At 68.2% G+C, this 20215-nt stretch carries 19 protein-coding genes and 1 riboswitch; of the genes, 10 read left to right on the plus strand and 9 right to left on the minus strand.

Annotated features, from left to right (window positions below; all coding sequences use genetic code 11):
* Nucleotides 1–22: 22 nt before the first annotated feature.
* Complete coding sequence (locus ACZ50J_RS12995; RefSeq protein ID WP_464297575.1) at nucleotides 23–373, minus strand: DUF3817 domain-containing protein; 351 nt, start codon at nucleotides 371–373, stop codon at nucleotides 23–25.
* Between the two features lie 63 nt (nucleotides 374–436).
* Complete coding sequence (uvrB, locus tag ACZ50J_RS13000) at nucleotides 437–2560, minus strand: excinuclease ABC subunit UvrB (RefSeq protein WP_464297576.1); 2124 nt, start codon at nucleotides 2558–2560, stop codon at nucleotides 437–439.
* A gap of 61 nt (nucleotides 2561–2621) precedes the next feature.
* Between uvrB and ACZ50J_RS13005 the strand changes: the two genes are divergently transcribed.
* From ACZ50J_RS13005 to thiC, 8 genes are all read left to right on the plus strand, one after another.
* Complete coding sequence (locus ACZ50J_RS13005; protein ID WP_464297577.1) at nucleotides 2622–3878, plus strand: threonine/serine exporter family protein; 1257 nt, start codon at nucleotides 2622–2624, stop codon at nucleotides 3876–3878.
* 28 nt (nucleotides 3879–3906) lie between these two features.
* On the plus strand, nucleotides 3907–4659 hold the full coding sequence (locus ACZ50J_RS13010; protein WP_464297578.1) for an SDR family NAD(P)-dependent oxidoreductase: 753 nt from the start codon (nucleotides 3907–3909) through the stop codon (nucleotides 4657–4659).
* A gap of 82 nt (nucleotides 4660–4741) precedes the next feature.
* Nucleotides 4742–5914: a DUF418 domain-containing protein gene (locus ACZ50J_RS13015; protein WP_464297579.1), complete on the plus strand. Its 1173-nt coding sequence runs from the start codon at nucleotides 4742–4744 to the stop codon at nucleotides 5912–5914.
* Nucleotides 5915–6278: 364 nt separating this feature from the next.
* A riboswitch (TPP riboswitch) is annotated at nucleotides 6279–6391 on the plus strand.
* Nucleotides 6392–6427: 36 nt separating this feature from the next.
* Nucleotides 6428–7528 (plus strand): glycine oxidase ThiO, encoded by a 1101-nt coding sequence (gene thiO / locus ACZ50J_RS13020; protein ID WP_464297580.1) that lies wholly within the window; start codon nucleotides 6428–6430, stop codon nucleotides 7526–7528.
* A complete protein-coding gene (gene thiS / locus ACZ50J_RS13025) occupies nucleotides 7525–7731 on the plus strand; it encodes a sulfur carrier protein ThiS (protein ID WP_464297581.1) in 207 nt (68 codons plus the stop codon). The genes thiO and thiS overlap by 4 nt, the downstream gene beginning before the upstream one ends.
* A 1-nt stretch (nucleotide 7732) precedes the next feature.
* A complete protein-coding gene (gene thiG, locus ACZ50J_RS13030; RefSeq protein ID WP_464297582.1) occupies nucleotides 7733–8506 on the plus strand; it encodes a thiazole synthase in 774 nt (257 codons plus the stop codon).
* Nucleotides 8503–9120 (plus strand): thiamine phosphate synthase, encoded by a 618-nt coding sequence (locus tag ACZ50J_RS13035; RefSeq protein ID WP_464297583.1) that lies wholly within the window; start codon nucleotides 8503–8505, stop codon nucleotides 9118–9120. Before thiG ends, ACZ50J_RS13035 begins: the two co-directional genes overlap by 4 nt.
* A complete protein-coding gene (gene thiC, locus ACZ50J_RS13040) occupies nucleotides 9117–10823 on the plus strand; it encodes a phosphomethylpyrimidine synthase ThiC (protein ID WP_464297584.1) in 1707 nt (568 codons plus the stop codon). Before ACZ50J_RS13035 ends, thiC begins: the two co-directional genes overlap by 4 nt.
* 7 nt (nucleotides 10824–10830) lie before the next feature.
* Here thiC and ACZ50J_RS13045 read toward each other — a convergent pair whose 3' ends face one another.
* Genes ACZ50J_RS13045 through ACZ50J_RS13070 form a run of 6 tightly spaced genes read right to left on the minus strand, consistent with a single transcriptional unit; the run spans nucleotide 10831 to nucleotide 16876 of the window.
* Entirely contained in the window at nucleotides 10831–11880 is a 1050-nt protein-coding gene (locus ACZ50J_RS13045; protein ID WP_464297585.1) for a lipoate--protein ligase family protein, read from the minus strand.
* A 20-nt stretch (nucleotides 11881–11900) separates the two neighbouring features.
* Nucleotides 11901–13334: an MFS transporter gene (locus tag ACZ50J_RS13050; protein ID WP_464301349.1), complete on the minus strand. Its 1434-nt coding sequence runs from the start codon at nucleotides 13332–13334 to the stop codon at nucleotides 11901–11903.
* Entirely contained in the window at nucleotides 13327–13764 is a 438-nt protein-coding gene (locus ACZ50J_RS13055) for a MarR family winged helix-turn-helix transcriptional regulator (protein WP_464297586.1), read from the minus strand. Before ACZ50J_RS13055 ends, ACZ50J_RS13050 begins: the two co-directional genes overlap by 8 nt.
* 38 nt (nucleotides 13765–13802) lie before the next feature.
* Entirely contained in the window at nucleotides 13803–15110 is a 1308-nt protein-coding gene (locus ACZ50J_RS13060) for a chloride channel protein (RefSeq protein WP_464297587.1), read from the minus strand.
* A complete protein-coding gene (gene coaE, locus ACZ50J_RS13065) occupies nucleotides 15044–16267 on the minus strand; it encodes a dephospho-CoA kinase (RefSeq protein ID WP_464297588.1) in 1224 nt (407 codons plus the stop codon). The genes ACZ50J_RS13060 and coaE overlap by 67 nt, the downstream gene beginning before the upstream one ends.
* Nucleotides 16268–16282: 15 nt before the next feature.
* Entirely contained in the window at nucleotides 16283–16876 is a 594-nt protein-coding gene (locus ACZ50J_RS13070; RefSeq protein ID WP_464297589.1) for a TetR/AcrR family transcriptional regulator, read from the minus strand.
* Nucleotides 16877–16947: 71 nt separating this feature from the next.
* On the opposite strand from ACZ50J_RS13070, the gene ACZ50J_RS13075 reads away from it, so the two are divergent.
* A complete protein-coding gene (locus ACZ50J_RS13075; protein WP_464297590.1) occupies nucleotides 16948–17493 on the plus strand; it encodes a hypothetical protein in 546 nt (181 codons plus the stop codon).
* Between the two features lie 128 nt (nucleotides 17494–17621).
* Here ACZ50J_RS13075 and rpsA read toward each other — a convergent pair whose 3' ends face one another.
* A complete protein-coding gene (gene rpsA, locus ACZ50J_RS13080; RefSeq protein ID WP_464297591.1) occupies nucleotides 17622–19115 on the minus strand; it encodes a 30S ribosomal protein S1 in 1494 nt (497 codons plus the stop codon).
* A gap of 236 nt (nucleotides 19116–19351) precedes the next feature.
* Between rpsA and ACZ50J_RS13085 the strand changes: the two genes are divergently transcribed.
* Nucleotides 19352–20164, plus strand: coding sequence for a class I SAM-dependent methyltransferase (locus ACZ50J_RS13085; RefSeq protein WP_464297592.1), 813 nt, complete (start codon nucleotides 19352–19354; stop codon nucleotides 20162–20164).
* Nucleotides 20165–20215 lie beyond the last annotated feature (51 nt).

Genomic DNA, 20215 nt, shown 5'->3' on the forward strand with positions numbered 1-20215 from the left:
GGACTCGTCGGTCGGCGGTGCGTCAGCTCCGCCGGACGAGTGCGCCGCGACGCTCGGCACGGCGCTCGAACCAGACGGTCATCAGCGGCGGGATGCTGCTGAACAGGCCGAGCACCGTCTCCTTCGGCGACCACTTGTGCGCCATCGACACGGCGATCAGGCTGACGACGTAGAGCAGGAAGATCGTGCCGTGGATCGGTCCGAAGATCCGCACCCCGAGATCGCCGGTCTGCAGGATCCACTTGAAGAACATGCCGATCAGCAGGCCGATCCAGGAGACCGCCTCGGCGAACGCTGCGATCTTGAAGGCCAGGGCGGGCTTGCTGGTGGTGACGCTCGCGGCGGCGGCGTTCTCGTCGAGAGTGGTGACCATGGCGCACATGCTACGTGACGTAGTAGATGCTCCCGGCCACCGCGTCGGTCCGGCTCGGGCGTGCTACTTGGTCGCGGCCTGCATCTGCCGCAGCTCCTTCTTCAGGTCGCCCAGCTCGTCCCGCAGCCGTGCCGCGAGCTCGAAGTGCAGGTCCGACGCCGCCTGGTGCATCTGCTCGGTCAGCTCCTGAATCAGGCCGGCCAGGTCGGACGCCGGCAGTCCGGAGATGCGGGCCGCACCGGCCACCTCGGCGTCGGCCGCGACCGCACCGCGCAGGCCGCGTTTCCCGCGACCGTCGGTCTTGCCACGCGACTGTGCCCGACCGCTGCCCATCAGCGAGTCGGTGTCGGCGTCCTCGCGCTGCAGCATGTCGGTGATGTCGGCGATCTTCTTGCGCAACGGAGTCGGGTCGATGCCGGCCTCCTTGTTGTAGGCGATCTGCTTCTCCCGGCGACGGCCGGTCTCGTCGATCGCCTCCTGCATGGAGGGCGTGATCTTGTCGGCATACATGTGCACCTGACCGGACACGTTGCGCGCCGCGCGCCCGATGGTCTGGATCAACGACCTGGCCGACCGCAGGAAGCCCTCCTTGTCGGCGTCCAGGATGCTCACCAAGGACACCTCGGGCAGGTCGAGCCCCTCCCGCAGCAGGTTGATGCCGACCAGCACGTCGAACTCGCCGAGCCGCAGCTCGCGCAGCAGCTCGACACGGCGCAACGTGTCGACCTCGGAGTGCAGGTATCGGACCCGAACACCCTTCTCCAGCAGGTAGTCCGTCAGGTCCTCGGCCATCTTCTTGGTCAGCGTCGTGACCAGCACGCGCTCGTCGCGCTCGGTGCGCTGGTTGATCTCGTGCAGCAGGTCGTCGATCTGCCCCTTGGTCGGCTTCAGCACGATCTCCGGGTCGACCAACCCGGTCGGGCGGATGACCTGCTCGACGTAGTCGCCGCCGGCCTTGGCCAGCTCGTAGTCGCCGGGTGTCGCCGACAGGTAGACCGTCTGACCGATCCGCTCGAGGAACTCCTCCCACTTCAGCGGCCGGTTGTCCATCGCGCTGGGCAGCCGGAAGCCGTGGTCGACGAGCATCCGCTTGCGGGACATGTCGCCTTCGTACATCGCACCGATCTGCGGCACCGTCTGGTGTGACTCGTCGATGACCAGCAGGAAGTCTTCGGGGAAGTAGTCGAGCAGACAGTTGGGTGCGCTGCCCGGGCCGCGACCGTCGATGTGCCGCGAGTAGTTCTCGATCCCCGAGCACGAACCGACCTGCCGCATCATCTCGATGTCGTAGGTGGTGCGCATCCGCAACCGCTGCGCCTCGAGCAGCTTGTTCTGCTTCTCCAGCGTCGTCAGGCGATCCTCGAGCTCGGTCTCGATGGAGGAGATCGCGCGCTCCATGCGCTCCGGCCCGGCGACGTAGTGCGACGCCGGGAAGACGTACATCTCCTGCTCCTCGCGCACGATCTCACCGGTGAGCGGGTGCAGCGTGTAGATGCGCTCGATCTCGTCACCGAAGAACTCGATGCGGATCGCCAGCTCCTCGTAGACCGGGATGATCTCCACCGTGTCGCCGCGCACCCGGAAGGTGCCACGGGTGAACGCCAGGTCATTGCGGGTGTATTGCATCTGCACGAACTTGCGCAGCAGGTCGTCGCGGTCGATCTGCTCCCCGACCTTGAGCGACTGCATCCGGTCGACATACTCCTGCGGCGTGCCGAGGCCGTAGATGCACGAGACCGAGGCGACCACGACGACGTCACGCCGGGTGAGCAGCGAGTTGGTGGCGCTGTGCCGCAGCCGCTCCACCTCGTCGTTGATCGACGAGTCCTTCTCGATGTAGGTGTCGGTCTGCGGGATGTAGGCCTCGGGCTGGTAGTAGTCGTAGTAGGAGACGAAGTACTCGACCGCGTTGTTGGGCAGCAGCTCCCGGAACTCGTTGGCCAACTGCGCGGCCAGCGTCTTGTTGGGCGCCATCACCAACGTGGGCCGCTGCACCTGCTCGATGAGCCACGCGGTCGTCGCGGACTTGCCGGTGCCGGTGGCACCGAGCAGCACGGTGTCCTGGTCCCCCGCCTGCACCCGACGCGCCAGGTCGGCGATCGCCGTCGGCTGGTCACCGCTCGGGGAGTATTCGGAGATGACCTCGAACGGCGCGACGCGGCGCTGCAGGTCAGTCGTGGGACGCATAGTAGAACCGTAAACGCCGGCACCGACAGGTGTTGTTCCCCGACCCGTCATCATGGTCGGTATGACGACCGGCTCGACGCGCGAAGTACTGCTGCGGCTGGGCAGCGCCCTGCTCGCCGGCGGCGCTCCGGTGCCGGATGTCGAACGCCAGGTCACCCTGCTCGGCCGGCGCATGGGTGCGCCCGGCGTGCGGGTGGCCGCGACGCCGACGGGCATCTTCGCGGGTCTCGGCGTCGACGACGCGGTTGGCTTCGAGCCCGTCACCGGATCCCTGCGGCTGGAGCAGGTCACTCGGGTGCAGCACGTCTACGAGCAACTGATGTCCGGCACCATCGGCGACGCCGACGCGCTCCACGAGCTCGACGACATCGAGGTGATGCCGTCGTCCCGTCCGGTCTGGCTCAGCGATCTGGCGCTCATTCCGATCGGCACCGGCATCTGCGCGATCCTGCAACCGACGTGGCGGGACCTCGTCACGGCTGCGGCGAGCTCGCTGGTGGTCATGGTGCTGATGATCGCGAGCCGCCGGTTCGCGCTGGTCCGCACCCTGTTGCCGCTGCTGGCCTCCTTCGGGGTCGCCGTTCTGGTGCTGCTCGTCGCGCAGCACTGGCCGCTGGAGGGGACGCTGCGGACCATGGTCGCGTCGTTCGCGGTGCTGTTGCCCGGGTCGGTCATCGTCACCGGTATGTCGGAGATCGCCTCCGGGGCGGCGGTCGCCGGCAGCTCCCGGCTGGTCTCCGGAGTGATGCAGCTCGTGCTCTTCGCGGTCGGGCTGTTCTCGGCCGTGTCCGTGACCGGCGTGCAACTCGACGCGCTGACCAATGTGCGTGCGCAGGACCTGGGTCCGCTGGCGCCATACATCGGCGTGCTGGTGATCGGCTGCGGCATCGTCATCAACGTCGCCGCGTCACGGGCCGCCATACCGTGGATCCTGTTGGTGCTCGCGCTGACCTTCGCGACCCAGTCCGCCGTCCAGGCACTGTCCGGCCTGGTGCTCGGTGCACTCGCCGGCGCGACCGTCGCCGGGCTGGCAGCCGCCGTCGTGCACCGCCTGTCCGGCCGGCCACTGCGGCTCGTCGTCTTCCTGCCGGCGTTCTGGCTGCTGGTCCCGGGCAGTCTCGGTCTGCTCAGCACGACCGAGATCGCCACCGGGTACGGCGGGCTCGATGCCGTCACCGTCGCGATCGGCGCAGTGGTGGCCGTGGCGGCGGGAACCCTCATCGGCAGCGCCGCCGGCCGCGCGATCGACCGCTATCTCGATCCGGCGGAGTCCCCGGACATCGAGACGATGGACCTCACCGACGTCGATCGGATGTGACCGGAACCCGCCCACTAGCGTGGCCGGCATGACACGACGCATCCTCATCACCGGTGGCGGCACCGGCATCGGCAAGGCCATCGCGCACCGCATGCTCGTCGAGGAGCCCGAACTGATCCTCGTCGGGCGCCGCCCCGAGGTGCTGGCAGCGGCCGCCGACGAACTGCGGGCGGTCGACGAACTCGCCCGCGTAACCACCCACAGCTGCGACCTCACCGATGTGACGGCCGTCCGTTCGCTCGCCGCAGAGGTCGCATCCGGCGGCAACGTGGACGTACTCGTGACCAACGCGGGCGGCAATTACGGCGTCGGCGGCGGTGACGACCTCGACGACGTCGCCGCCTCGTGGCGGGCCGACTTCGACGGAAACGTCCTGTCCACCGTGCTGCTCGCGCACGCCCTGCTGCCACACCTCTCGCGTCCTGGCGGACGCATCGTCGCCATGAGTTCGATTGCAGCGCTCCGCGGATCCGGCTCGTATGGCGCAGCCAAGGCCGCCGTCAACACGTGGGCCCTGGACCTGGCGGGTTCCGTTGCGGCAGAGGGCATCACGGTCAACGCGGTCGCGCCCGGCTTCGTCCCCGACACCGAGTTCTGGGCGGAACGTCTCGCCGCGAATCCCGACCTCGCCGCCGCCCGAACGTCCGGCATACCCGCGGGCCGGCCAGGCACGCCGCATGAGGTCGCCGAGGCCGTTGCCTATCTGGCCTCTCCGGATGCGGGCTGGACCACCGGCCAGATCCTCCAGGTCAACGGCGGAACTCTCCTCGGCCGCGGCTGAGCCGGTGTGGTGGAGCTAGCTCCACCACACCGGGAGGGTTGGCACCATTGGGAATTCGTGCGGCCAGCCCGAGTGTGGAGGCATGAACCCATCACCCGTCACTTCACCCGCCCGGACCGCAGCACCCGTTGCCTCGTCCGAACGCAGCCTGGCCCCGGACCTCGCACGTGGTTTCATGTTGCTGTTCATCGCCCTTGCGAATGCAGGCAATTGGGCCTTCGCAGGTAGTCCAGGCCTCGATCCGCATCCCACCGGCTGGTTCGCCAAGGCGTGGAACTTCCTCGACCTGCTGCTCATCGACGCTCGCGCCTATCCCGTCTTCGCCGTCATGTTCGGCTACGGACTGGTGCAACTCACCCGCCGGCAGCGCAGCCGCGGGACCGACGCCCGCCGAGTCCTCGTCCGTCGCAACGCCGCATTGATCGTGCTGGGCGCCGTCCACGGCACCTTGCTCTACTTCGGCGATTTCCTCGGCGCCTACGGGATCGTCGGGCTGGTCGCGACGTTCCTGCTGGTCCGGCGGACCGAGCGATTCCATCGGATCGTGTTGGCACTCTGGGGTATTCAGCTGGTCAGCGTCGGCTGGTTCGCCGTCCGCGCGCTCACTGGCGACGGCGGATCCGCAGGCTTCGTGAACACGCCGACGGACTCACTCTCCGCGTCGTCGTACGCCTCGTCGCTGGCGCATCGGCTCACCGAGTGGCCGGCGCACACCCTGCAGGTGCTCCCGTTCATCGTCATCGTCTGGCTCGGCATCTGGGCGGCCAACAAGGGGATCCTGGAGCATCCGGAGCGACACGTGAAGCTGTTGCGCCGCACCGCGATCGGCGGCCTCTCGCTCGCTGTAGCGGCCGGACTCCCCTATGCCCTTGCCGGCGCCGGTGCCATCCATGCCTCGGCGGACACCATCGATCGGTTCGCCGCGCTGTCGAACATCGCCGGCGAGTATGCCGGTCCGGGGTATGTCGCGCTCTTCGGCCTGCTCGCCATCCGGCTGCGTCGTTCCCAACCGGTCACCGGCGCCATCGCGGCGCTCGGTCAACGGTCCTTGTCCGGTTACCTGTTCCAATCGGTCTGCTGGATGGCGCTCTTCGCACCCTTCACCCTCGACTGGGGACACTCCGATGCACACGCGGTCATCGCGGCGGTCGCCGTCTGGAGCGTGTCGGTCGTCGCCGCGGCGCTGATGCAGCGGCGAGGCTACGCCGGGCCGGCCGAGCGGCCGTTACGGAGGTTCGTCTACGGCAGCAAGTAGCCGCCGGGTGGTGTCGGGTCGTCGCGCAGCAGGACGCACGTCGCGGAAGGGGCGTCGTCCTGCTCGCGCGAGGAGCCTGCCGGCCCCGACCAACTCGTCGGTCGTCCGTTCGTAGGCCAGCCGCTTGTGAACACCGTGGAGTTGCCACGACTCCGCCATCCTCGCGGCGAGCGATTTCACCTCCGCACGAACCCCAAGTCATCCGCCCTCCCAGCCGAAATCGGTTCCAGCCGAGGGTGTTTCGTCATCGACGAGTTGTCGCTGGATCGCTGCACCACCACCGTCCGAGCATCTCATTCCGATCCTCGCTATGCACCGCGTCACGTCCATCGTCGCCGGATCGGCAGAACGTGCTACCGTCGCGATCGTCCTTCGCGGGAGTCCGGGGTACCGGGCTGAGAGGGGGCTGACACCGCCCCGACCGTCACCAGACTTGATCCGGATCATGCCGGCGCAAGGAGAAGCCATGAGTGCAATTCAGCTGCTGTCCCTTCGGACTCGATACGTCCTTCGGTGACCCGCGTCGCCGTCCTCGGCGGCGGCATCGTGGGCCTCAGCATCGCCTGGTCATTGGTCGGGCGGGGCGTGCAGGTCGTCATCGTCGATGCCGAACTGCCCGGATGCAGCTCCACTGTCGCAGCCGGAATGATCTCGGCGGCCGCCGAGCTCGACCACGGCGAGCCCGACCTGTGGGAGCTGACGTCCCGGTCGCAACGCCGATGGCCGGAGTTCGCTGCTCACCTGGAACGATGCGGCGGCGGCTCCCTCCAGTTGCGCCGAACCGGCACCCTGCTCGCTGCCATGGACCAGGACGAGGAAGCTCGCTTGGAACGCCGACTGAGCTTGCTGGCGGAGGTCGGTGTGACGGCGGACCTGATCGATCGCACAGAGTTGCGGCGTCGGGAGCCCGGCCTCGCCAGCACGGTCCGTAGCGCCGCCTGGCTGCCGAACGATCTTTGCGTTGAACGCAATCGGGCACTGACAGCTCTACGAACCGCCATTCGACGGGCCGGCGCCGAGTTCGTCCAGGGCACCGGCCGCCTGCGGGTCGCCGAGGGACATGTCGTCGGGGTGGACGTTGCCGAACGAGTCGTGACCGCAGATCACGTCGTGCTCTGCGCAGGTTGGCGAAGTGGAGCCTCCGCCGTGCCGGGCGTGCTCCCTGCCGAACTCAGTGGCCCGGACGGTGTCCGGCCGGTGAAGGGCGAACTGATCGATCTCGAGGTCGCTGTCCCGGCTGTGCGTGCGATGATCCGCACTCGCGTCGACCGGGTGCCGGTCTACCTCGTACCCCACGACGATCACCACATCACGGTCGGGGCGACCTCCGAGCAGGTCGGCGCCGACACCACCCCGACGGTGCGCGCCGCCCACGACCTACTGATGGCCGCGACCACCGTCGTGCCCGAATTGCGCGACGCCGCGATCGTCGCGCACCGGGTGGGCCTCCGCCCGGCGACGGCGGACAACCGTCCTGTACTGGGCAGTTCGCCGGTACCGGGACTGACTGTTGCGACCGGGCACTACCGGCACGGCTTCCTGCTCGCGCCACTGACCGCCGAAATCGTCGGCGACCACGTTGTCAACGCACTCTCCCAAGGAGATCTCTCATGACCCAGGCATACCTGTTGAACGGTGAATCCCGACCGTGGCGGGCGGGCATCACGATCCGGCAGACACTCACCATCGAGGGCATGGAGGGGACATGGTTCGCCGTCGCTCTCAACGGTGCGGTGGTACCCGCCTCGCAGTGGGCTGTGACGGCGGTTCCGCTCGAGAGCGAACTCGAGATCATCCAGCCATGCCAAGGAGGCTGAGATGTCAGCCACCACATGGGAACTCGGCGGTCGAGAACTGACCAGCCGACTACTTCTCGGATCCGGGGGTATCTCGACGGCAAAGATTTTCGCCGAGTGCATCGAGGTCACCGGGACACAGGTGGTGACCGTTTCGATGCGCCGGTCCGGCGCCGCGGTCGTCAGCGGACTGTTGCCGACCATCCAGGCCTCCGGCGTGCACGTGCTTCCCAACACCGCCGGGTGTCACACCGCGCGGGAAGCGGTCCTGACGGCCCAGCTGGCCCGCGAGGCACTCCAGACCGACTGGGTCAAGCTCGAGGTGATCGCCGACGACCGCACACTGCTACCCGACTGCGTCGAACTGCTGAACGCGGCAGAACAACTGATCAGGGACGGCTTCCGCGTCCTGCCGTACACGACGGACGATCTTGTCGTCGCCCGCCGCCTCGCCGACCTGGGGTGCTCCGCAGTGATGCCCCTCGGTTCACCGATCGGCAGCGGCCTCGGCATCCGCAACCAGCACGCCATCGAACTCATCTGCGGCGAGGTCGACGTCCCGGTCGTGCTGGACGCAGGCATCGGGACCGCCTCCGACGCAACGCTCGCCATGGAGCTGGGTTGCTCCGCTGTGCTGCTGGCCACTGCCGTGACTCGGGCCGAGCAGCCCGCCCTCATGGCTGCTGCCATGCGAGACGCTGTTGCTGCAGGACGCGCTGCGCGGTGCGCGGGGCGGATCCCGAAAAGCACTCTGGCCCGGGCCTCTTCACCTGCAACCGGGATGGTTGGCCAATGACTGCAGTGCCACGGCTGCTGCTGATCACCGACCGCACGCAGACTGCCGGCCGACCGTTGGAGGCGATCGTCGCAGCGTGTGTCGCAGCCGGGATATCGCATGTGCTGCTGCGGGAGCGCGACCTCTCATCGACCGCGTATGACGACCTGCTGGACCGCATCCGCGCATGCGTCGACGGAAACACCGTGGTCCTCACCCGCGCCCCTCGGTCGGACAGCGTCGGCTGCCACCTTTCGCGAGACGCGCCCTGGCCTGCCAGCAGCAGGGACCTCACCGGCCGATCGGTGCACACCTCGGACGAAGTCCGCCGAGCCCACGCGGAAGGGGCCGATTTCGCGATCGTCGGCCCGTACGCAGCCACGTCCTCCAAACCGGGTTACGGCCCACTACTCGGCAGCCGTGGGATACGGATCCTGGCAGCACACGCCGGCAGCCTCCCGCTGCTGGCGGTCGGCGGGATCCGACCGACCGACCTCGCCCGGCTGGCTGCCGCCGGCGCCTCCGGCGCAGCCGTCATGGGCGCCCTCATGCGCGCCCCCGACCCACACTCACTCGCGCGTGAATACCTCTCCGCAGCAACCCATTTCGAGACATCAGTCAAGGAGCAGCAATGACCCAGGCGCCAGGACGTCGCAAGATCTACCAGGACCTCGGAGCCGACATCCGTGTTCCCTTCACCGAGGTGACTCTCAGCCCCACTCCGAGCACCGGCGAGCCCAACGCGCCGTTCCGGCTGTACGACACCTCCGGCCCCGGGAGCGATCCGCACCACGGGCTGCCGGCGCTACGCGCCGACTGGATCAACGATCGCGGCGACACCGTTCCGTACCAGGCACGGATCCGATCACTCGCCGACGACGGACGATCGGCGCTCCGCCGCGGAGAGTCCTCGCAGGAGTGGCTGGGGGTACGCCGTGAACCGCTCCGGGCCACGGCCGGACGCGCCGTGACCCAACTGCACTACGCACGAGCCGGACAGGTCACCGCTGAGATGCGTTTCGTCGCTGAGCGAGAAGGCTGTGATGTCGAGTTGGTGCGCAGCGAAGTTGCTGCGGGCCGCGCGATCATCCCGGCGAACGTGAACCATCCGGAGAGCGAACCGATGATCATCGGGCGCAGCTTCCTGGTGAAGGTGAACGCCAACATCGGCAACTCCGCCGTCACGAGCTCGATCGACGAGGAAGTCGAGAAGCTCAGCTGGGCCACCCGATGGGGCGCCGACACGGTGATGGACCTGTCGACCGGCGACGACATACACACGACCCGCGAGTGGATCCTGCGCAACTCCCCGGTGCCGATCGGCACGGTCCCGATCTATCAGGCGCTGGAGAAGGTCGACGGTCGCGCGGAAGCCCTCACCTGGGAGATCTTCCGCGACACGGTGATCGAGCAGTGTGAGCAAGGCGTCGACTACATGACCATCCATGCCGGTGTCCTGTTGCGCTACGTCCCGCTGACGGCCGAACGCATCACCGGCATCGTCTCCCGGGGTGGCTCGATCATGGCGGGCTGGTGCCTGGCCGGGCACCGGGAGAACTTCCTCTACACACACTTCGACGACCTCTGCGACATCTTCGCGCAGTACGACGTGGCCTTCAGCCTGGGTGACGGTCTCCGGCCGGGCTGCACCGCCGACGCCAACGACGACGCGCAGCTCAGCGAGTTGCGCACCCTCGCCGAGTTGACTGAACGGGCGTGGGAGCACGACGTCCAGGTCATGGTCGAGGGTCCGGGCCACGTCCCGCTGCATCTGGTCGCCGAAAACGTCCGGCTGCAACAGGATTGGTGCCACGGGGCGCCGTTCTACACCCTTGGTCCGCTCACCACCGACATCGCGCCCGGCTACGACCACATCACTTCTGCGATCGGGGCCGCAACCATCGGGGCCCACGGCACCGCGATGCTCTGCTACGTCACACCGAAGGTACACCTCGGGCTGCCGAATCGCGATGATGTGAAGACCGGGGTCATCACCTACAAGCTCGCCGCCCACGCCGCGGACATCGCCAAGGGACACCCGAACGCGCGGGACTGGGATGATGCCTTGTCCAAGGCACGGTTCGAGTTCCGCTGGGTCGACCAGTTCAACCTCTCCCTCGACCCGGACACCGCACGAGACTTCCACGACGAGTCGCTCCCGGCCGACGCGGCGAAGACCTCGCACTTCTGCTCGATGTGCGGCCCGAAGTTCTGCTCCATGCGCATCAGTCAGGACATCCGCGATCAGCAGGCGGCGCGCGCCGGGATGGAGCAGATGTCGCGCACCTTCGTCGAGCTGGGCTCATCGGTGTATGTCGAGCCGGCAACCCGCGGCTGAGGTCCTGTCAGGGAACGCGGTGCGTCCACTCCGATGTGCCGAACTTCTCGTCCACCAGCCGACTCGCCTCAGCGAGCTCGGCTTCGGTGTATGACGACAGGGCGCTGCGGTAGCGGGCGAGGAAGGAGTTCGTGAAGGTTTCCAGGATCTGCTCGCGCGGCAGACCCGTCTGCGAACGCATCGGATCGACCCGCTTGTTGGCGCTCTTGGTGCCCTTGTCCGACATCTTCTCCCGACCGATGCGCAACACCTCGAGCATCTTGTCGGCGTCGATGTCGTAAGCCATGGTCACGTGGTGCAGCACCGCACCGTCGGCGAAGCGTTTCTGCGCGGCACCGGCGATCTTGCCCTTGTCCGAGGCGATGTCGTTGAGCGGCACGTAGTGAGCGTTGATGCCGACCTCGGCCAAGGCACCCATGACCCATTCGTCGAGGAACGCGTAGGACCGCTCGAAGCTCAGTCCCTCCACCATCGACGCCGGCACCACCAGCGAGTAGGTGATGCAGTTGCCGGGCTCCATGAACATCGCACCGCCGCCGGAAACCCTTCGTACGACGTCGATCCCGTGCTTCGCCGCACCGTCGGCATCGATCTCGTTGCGGTAGCTCTGGAACGAGCCGATCACGACCAGCGGCGAATCCCAGTCCCAGAAACGCAGCGTCGGTGGCCGGGTGCCCGCCGCCACCTCGTGCGCGATCACCTCGTCGAGAGCGACGTGCTCGACGGGCGGCAGCACCGTCGCGGGTATGACGTCGAACGTGTGATCGTCCCACCCGGTCGCCTTGCCCAGCGCCCGCCGCACGGCCACCCCGACCGCATCGGGACCGAAGCCGATGAGACTCACCTGCGGATCCAGCGCACCGTTGATCGCCGCTGCCAGTTGATCGACGGACGCGTCGGCCGGCATACCCGTCAGTGCGGCGTCGATGTCCTCCAGCGCCTCGTCGGGTTCGAGGAAGAAGTCTCCGGAGACGGAAACCCTTGCCAATCGGCCCGATTCGACGTCGACGTCGACCGCGACGAGCTTGCCACCGGGGACCTTGTATTCACCGCGCATGTCTCCACAGTAGAACCCGCTCAGGACGACCCGAGCTCGGCCGCCACCCGGTCACTCGACCGGAGCGCGACTCCCCCGGTGACCGCGAAGGCCAGCAGGATCAGCAGGACGGCACAGCCGAGCATGACACCCCACGCAGGATGTGTCGCAACGGCGAAACTCTGGCGCATCGACCCGTCCAATCGCCCGTAGGCGATCGCCGGGAGGACGGCGACCCCGAGCGACCCACCGACCTGCCGACTCGTGGACGCGATCGCGGCCGCGACGCCGGCCTGCGCCCGAGGCATACCGGACACGGCGGCGTTGGTGATCGGGGCATTGAGCATCCCGAACCCGATCCCGAAGAACAGGTACGCGACGCCGAGGTAGACCAAACTGGTGTCGTTCGCCAGCGCCATCAGGAGTATGGCGCTGAGGCCGATCCCGACGCCCGCGATCGTCATCGGGAGGCGTGCTCCGCGATCCCCCACGACGCGGCCCGACACCGGCGCGAAGACCGCGACCGACAGTGCCATCGGCAGGGTCATCAGCCCGGCCTGCAAGGCGGACAGGCCCCGAACCTCCTGCAGATACAGCGTGTTCAGGAAGAGGAAGCCGGCCATGGCACAGAATCCGACGATAGCCGCGAGCACCGCCCCACTGAACGGGATGCTCCGGAAGAAGCGCGGATCCAGCAACGGTTCCTCCCGCCGCAGCTCCCACCCGACGAGCAGCACCGTCGCGATCGCCGCCGCAGCGAAGCAGCCGAGTACGGCGGCCGACGACCAGCCCAGGGACTCCCCCTCGATGATCGCGTAGGTCACGGTGCCCAGCATCACCACGACGAGCAATTGCGCGACCGGATCCGGCCTGCGCACCTGCGCCGCCCGCGACTCGGGCACGAACAGACCGGCCAGCACGACTGCCGTCGCGACGACCGGAACGTTCAACCAGAAGATGGCCTGCCACCCGATGCCCTCGACGAGGGCGCCGCCGACGACCGGGCCGAGCGCCATGCTCAGGCCGATGACGCCGCCCCACATGCCGATGGCCTGGGCACGCTCTCGCGGATCGCGAAAAGTGTTGGTGATGATGGACATTGCCACCGGATTGAGCATCGAGCCACCGATCGCCTGCAGCACTCGTGCACCGATCAGGACGCCCGGCGCCGGTGCCAGCGAGCAGCAGATCGAGCCGATCCCGAAGGCCACCAGGCCGACCTGGAAGACGCGCTTGCGCCCGAGCCGGTCACCCATCGAGCCGGACAGCATGAGCAGACTTGCCAGCACCAGCGTGTAGGCGTCGACGACCCACTGCAACTGCGAACCGCTCGCGCCCAGGTCCCGGCTGATCGACGGGAGCGCAAGATTGACCCCGGTGGCGTCGATCCCGACGATGAACAGGCTCATGCAGCAGATCGCCAGCACGCCGAGTCGTCGCCCGCGGGTCAGCACGACCTCTCCCGATTCACGCATGGTCACTGGCCGCGCGCATCTTGTCGATCAACCGGCTCAACTCGCGTCGCTCGGCCGCCGTCAGCGACGCCATGGGCGCCGGAACCACGTCGGTGGCGGATCGCATGCCGTCCAGCACCTCTCGACCGCCGTCGGTGATGTCGACCAGCTTGCGACGGCCGTCCGCCGGGTCGGGGGTGCGGCTCACGTAGCCGCGCGACATGAGGTCGGCGATGATGCCCGACACCGCAGGTGCGTCGACGCCCATCAGTTCGGCGATCTCACCTTGCGACCGCGGGCCGTCCTCCACCCGGCGCAGGACCCGATATCCGCTCCACGGCATACCGTCGGTCCGGTCGTGGAGGAGATCCCGGGACAACCACTTGTGATCCATCACCAGGGCGTGCAGGTTCAGCCACACAGCCACCGGTGTCGTTTTAGTTGTCGTCATACAACTATTGTATGACGACAATGGTTGTTTTTCAACAACTAATTGCGAGACTGCCAGATCCGCGCCGTCACCCACGCACCGAACACCGCGATCGCGACCGGCAACCACAGTGACGGCGGCGCCTGGGAGACCTCGAGCATGAACGCGCCGGCCATGATCGGTGCGCCCTGAGTGCTCGCCAGCATCGCGGCAGCGCCGACCATCGCGCAGACGACCATCGTCACGTCCCCGCCGTGCGTGTGACCGAGCCCGACCGCCACCAGCGCGCCCAGGGACCCACCGGTCGCCATCGACGGGGTGATGAGACCACCGACGAGTCCCCCACGCAGGCACAGGGCGGTCACCAGCGGCTTGGCCACCAGCAGCGCCACGAGCACCCCGGCCGACAGGCCGGATCGCCCGATCAGCGCCTCCAGCACGCTCTTGCCGTTCCCGGTCACGCCGGGCAGTGCCATCGACACCGCACCCACGACCGCCATCGCGCCCACGATGTGCCACGGCAGCGCCGTCGTCGGCTGCTGCGGACTGCCGCGGCGGGCCAGATCCATCAGCAGGTTGAACCCGCGCCCGACAACGGCGCAGACCGGCCCGGCCACCACCGCCCAGAGCCAGACGCCGGACGCGGTGCCGTGTGCCCCGAGCTCATAGATGGCGCTGCGTCCAACGACCGGCCAGGCGACGACCACGGCGATGCAGGACATCAGCCCGGTGCTGGCGAGGGCGACGTAATCGACTGTCACCAGGACGATTTCGGCGGTGAACAGGATGCCGGCGACCGGCGCGTTGTAGACCGCGGCCAGGCCGGCGCCCGCGGCCGCGCCGAGCAGTACGCGCCGATGCTGCTGGTCCAGCCCGAGCCGATCCCCGACGACTTCACCGAACGCCGCAGCCAGCTGGCGGGGCGCACCCTCCCGCCCCAAGGACGCACCCGCGCCGACCGCGACGATCTGGGTCACCGCATCCAGCGCGGTCGACCGGAACGGCAGGCGGGCGCCCGGGTCCGTGAGTGCGGACCGCACCCCGACGAGCGTCGTCCGTAGGCGCAGCTGCCACCAGGCGACACCGATCACCGCGCCGGCCAGCGTCATACCGACCACGCGGCGGGCCGGGGACGCGGCCCGAACGTCCTCGGCGAAGGAGCTCCCCGCGTCAGCGAACACCACGTGCTGCGCGGCGTGCAGCAGCACGGTCAGCCCCGCACCGCCGAGACCGGCGAGGATGCCGACGACGACGATCGCCAGCACGAACCGCCCGGTCACCCGGATCGGGCTGTGCAGGCTCAGGGCCGCTTCCCGTCGTGTCGTTCGCGCCAGGCGCGTGCCCGCAGCAGCGCCGCCGCGATCCACGGCTCCTTCGCCTCCGGGTAGTCGCCACGCGTCTGCTCACTGGTGCCCGGGTGCAATGCGGCGAGCCGACGTTTCTCGGTCTCGTAGGCACGAGCCTCCTGGGGATTCGCCCGCAGCCAGTCGCGGAACAACAGAGCGACGTCGGCACCCGGCCCGCCCGCCCGACGTATGTGCAGGTGGTAGGTCACGCACGGATCCGCACCATTGAAGTAGTACTTCGCCCAGTCCCGCTCGTCGGGCGCCCATGGCTGCACGCCGTCCTGCCGTGGCCGCCCGTCGACGAATCCGGCGGCGGCCAGCGCGCGGCGAAAGACTGCCGAGGACGCCGGCTCGAGGTCGTCGAGCCGGAGTTGCAGGTCGATCACGTCCTTGGCGGCCAGACCCGGCACACTCGTCGAGCCGATGTGATCGACACCCACGACCCGGTCACCGAGGCCCGCTGCGTTCAGCTGCCGGGACAGTCGGGCCATCGACCGCGCCGCCACATCGGACCACGACGGGTCGGCGTCGCCGATCGACACCGCTACCGGCCGACGCACGCCGCGGTCGGCCAGCAGGTTGCTGTTGTATGGCGAAAGGCGTTCCCGCCACAGGGTTTCCACCTGATCCAGGAGGCCCTGCCGGGTGCCGTTGTTGTCCAGCAGCACGTCCGCCACGGCATACCGCTGCGCGTCGGTGGCCTGTGCTGCGGTGCGCGCCCGCGCGGCGTCCTGGGTCATACCGCGGTCCCGCACGAGCCGCTCGATCCGGGTCTCCTCGGCGGCGTCGACGATCAGCGTCAGGTGATAGTCGGGGGCCAGATCGCCTTCGACCAACAGGGGCATGTCGTGGACGACGATCGCGTCCGCAGGTGCAGCGGCGTGCCGCTGCGCGGTCAGCGCGCGGATCCGCGGGTGGGTGATGGCCTCCAGGTCACGACGGGCGTCCGCGTCGGCGAAGACGATGGCACCCAGCGCCGGCCGATTCAGCGAACCGTCCGGCAGCAGCACGTCACCACCGAAACGCGTTGCCACCTCCGCCAACCCGTCGCTTCCCGGCTCGACCACCTCGCGGGCCAGTGCGTCGGCATCGATGACCAGCGCACCCAACGCTGCCAGCCGCTCCGAAACGGTCGACTTGCCGGAGCCGATGCCACCGCTGAGTCCGAGATAGAGCACGGCCGAGACTCTAGTTCACGGCGCTGCGGATCCCGTGAGGCCGAGCAGGTGCGCGCGCAATGCGGCGCGGGACCGCCGGACGGACATCCGCGGTTCCAGCGTGCCGTGCAGCGCCAATCCGTCGATCAGTGCCTGCAGCCGGTCGGTCTCGGTCGGTATGTCGAGCGGGCCTACGGCGAGCTCGGCCAACACGAGCACACAGGACTCCATCAGGCCGCGCAGCTGCCGTTGCGTCTCCCGCCATACAGCGGTGAGTTGCGGGTCGGTGCGAGCCGCGATCGCCAGCGCCATCCACATCTCCGACTCGGCCCGACGGGTGGCGTCCAACGGCAGCACCTCCTCGAGCAGCCTGGCCACTCCGTCGACATCGGTCGCCCGCCGGCCTGCGGCGTCGATGCGCGCGCCGGCTCGCTCGGCCAGGCTGGCCATGGCGTGGCCGAGCAGCTCCTGCTGCGTCCCGAAGTAGTGCCGGATGGCGCCGGTCGACCAGCTCGCCTCGGCCGCGACCGCTCGCACCGAAACGCCTGCATAGCCGTCGCGATGCACCACGCGGATCACGGCATCCACGATCTCCGCCCGACGCGCAGCGTGATCGACGACTTTCGGCATGTCGTCTTTTTATCACACAGTCGTGTTACTTTGGATATATCACGATCGTGTGAATTAAGGGGATCTCTGTCGTGCTGATCGGTGTCATCGTCGCGTGTGAAATCGGCTTCTGGTTGTTCCTGCTGGCCGGCCTCGTCTGCCGCTACTTGCTGAAGCGACAACGGCTTTCCACTGTGTTGCTCGCTCTGGCGCCGGCCGTGGACCTCGTCCTCCTCGTCACGTCCGTGCTCGATCTGCGCAGCGGCGGCGCGGCGACCGCGGCGCACGGACTCGCCGCGATCTACATCGGCGTCTCCGTCGGCTTCGGGCATCGCATGCTCCGCTGGGCGGACACCCGTTTCGCCCATCGGTTCGCGGGCGGCCCGCCCCCAACGCCGAAGCCGAAGTACGGCGCACCGCGTGCGGCATACGAACGCTCGGGCTGGTACGCCCACCTTCGGGCATGGTTGGTCGGCTGCGCCCTGTTGGGCCTGGCGATCGTCAGCATCGATGACGCGTCCCGCACCGAGGCCCTGCTGAACACCATGCAGCTGTGGACGCTCGTTCTCGCCCTCGACGCCGTCATCTCGTTCAGCTACACGGTGTTCCCGAAGAAGGCGCCGACCGCTCGCGCCTGACCCGACGTACCGAACCCGACCCTGGGGAGACTCCGGTACACCTGCCGACACATATCGAGAGCCCCTAGAACCAAACGGTTCCAGGGGCTCTCGGTTGCTTCGGCTACCGCCGAGCGTCAGTCACACCGTCAGTTGCCGGTGAGCTTCTCGCGCAGTGCAGCCAGGGCCTCGTCGGAGGCCAAGGTGCCCTCGGCCGGAGCGGCGGCCGGCGATGCGGACGCAGCCGGTGCGGCACTCTCGGACGCGCTCGATTCCGAGGAGTAGGAGGTCGAACCCGCGGTGGCAGCGGTGGCAGCGGCCTCCGCGTCCTCCTTGCGGGCGCGCTCGATCTGCTCCTGGTGCGCCTCGTAGCGGGAGTGCGCCTCGGCGTACTGCTTCTCCCACTTCTCGCGCTGGGTCTCGTAGCCCTCGAGCCACTCGCCCGACTCCGGGTCGAAGCCCTCGGGGTACTTGTAGTTGCCCTGCTCGTCGTACTCCGCGGCCATGCCGTACAGCGTCGGGTCGAACTCGGTCGCGGCGGCGGCCTCGTCGTTGGCCTGCTTGAGGCTCAGCGAGATGCGGCGACGCTCGAGGTCGATGTCGATGACCTTGACGAAGATCTCCTGGCCGACCTGGACGACCTGCTCCGGCAGCTCCACGTGGCGCTCGGCCAGCTCGGAGATGTGGACCAGACCCTCGATGCCGTCCTCGACGCGGACGAACGCACCGAACGGCACCAGCTTGGTGACCTTGCCCGGCACGACCTGGCCGATGGCGTGGGTGCGGGCGAAGTGCTGCCACGGGTCTTCCTGGGTCGCCTTCAGCGACAGCGAGACACGCTCGCGGTCCATGTCGACGTCCAGCACCTCGACGGTGACCTCGTCGCCGACCTCGACGACCTCGGACGGGTGGTCGATGTGCTTCCAGGACAACTCGGAGACGTGCACCAGACCGTCGACGCCACCGAGGTCGACGAACGCACCGAAGTTGACGATGCTGCTGACCACACCGGAGCGGACCTGGCCCTTCTGCAGCTCCTTGAGGAAGGTCGTGCGGACCTCCGACTGGGTCTGCTCGAGCCAGGCGCGACGCGACAGGACCACGTTGTTGCGGTTCTTGTCGAGCTCGATGATCTTGGCCTCTATCTCCTTGCCGACGTACGGCTGGAGGTCGCGGACCCGGCGCATCTCGACCAGCGACGCCGGGAGGAAGCCGCGCAGGCCGATGTCCAGGATCAGGCCGCCCTTGACGACCTCGATGACGGTGCCGGTGACGACGCCGTCGTCTTCCTTGATCTGCTCGATGGTGCCCCAGGCGCGCTCGTACTGGGCGCGCTTCTTGGACAGGATGAGACGACCTTCCTTGTCCTCCTTCTGGAGAACGAGGGCTTCGACCTCATCGCCGACCGCCACGACCTCATTGGGGTCGACGTCGTGCTTGATGGACAGCTCACGCGAGGGGATGACGCCCTCGGTCTTGTAGCCAATGTCGAGCAGGACCTCGTCCCGGTCGACCTTGACGATGACACCGTCGACGATGTCGCCGTCATTGAAGTGCTTGATCGTCGCGTCGATGGCGGCGAGCAGCTCCTCCTCGGACCCGATGTCGTTGATCGCGATCGGGGAGGTGGTGGTGGCAGTCATGTAGTAGGAAACCTTCGGGTGGACAGTAGCGATGGACAGTTGCGACAAACATTGTGTTGGAATGGCGTCGAGCCATCGGCCGGAGCCGGCGACCCGGGCGCCACGCCCGGGGAACTCGTCGTCGAATCCGTCGTCGCCGACGGCACGAGCAAAGAACCCCTGACACGCACATGCGTGCGCGTACTAATCCTATCGGCCCGTCCACAGCTGGGTCAAAAGGGAGTGGAGTCGACCCGATGAGCAGCTCCATGGACACCTTCGGCGTCGGGCGCCGCGAGGCAGGCAGCGCGGAGACGCGGTCCGCGAATCGCACCTGGTGGGACGACGAGGCGGTCGCCTACTACGCCGAGCACGGTGACTTTCTGCGCGACGACGAACTCGTCTGGGGCCCGGAAGGTCTCACCGAGGCCGAGCTGGGTCTGCTCGGACCGTTGAACGGACGCGACGTCCTGGAGATCGGTGCCGGCGCGGCGCAGGGTGGTCGGTATGCCGCGGCGCAGGGCGCCCGGGTCGTGTCGACGGACCTGTCCGGCGGGATGCTGCGGCAGGCCGCCGCGATCGATGCCCGCGCCGGCACCACCCTGCCGCTCGCCCAGTGCGACGCGACCGCACTCCCCTTCGCACCGGCGTGCTTCGACGTCGTCTTCACGGCATACGGTGCCGTGCCGTTCGTCGCCGACAGTGCGGCCCTCATGCGGGAGGCTGCCCGGGTGCTCCGCCCCGGCGGTCGCTTCGTCTTCTCCACCACCCATCCGGTCCGGTGGGCGTTCCCGGACGCGCCGGGGCCCGAGGGTCTGGTGGCCGATCGGTCCTACTTCGACCGCACGCCGTATGTCGAGGAGGACGAGGACGGCGCTGCGACCTACGTCGAACACCACCGGACGCTCGGCGACCGGATCCGGGAACTCGCGGCGTCCGGACTCCGGCTGGTCGACCTCGTCGAGCCGGAATGGCCGGACCGCAACACCCAGGTCTGGGGCGGCTGGTCGCCGACCAGGGGTCGGCTGCTGCCCGGCACCGCGATCTTCGTCGCAGACAAGAACGACTGACGGTCCCCGGATCGAGCGGCGGTGTCGTAGCACCGTCGTCGACCCGGGGAC

The organism is Flexivirga sp. G2, assembly GCF_055397625.1.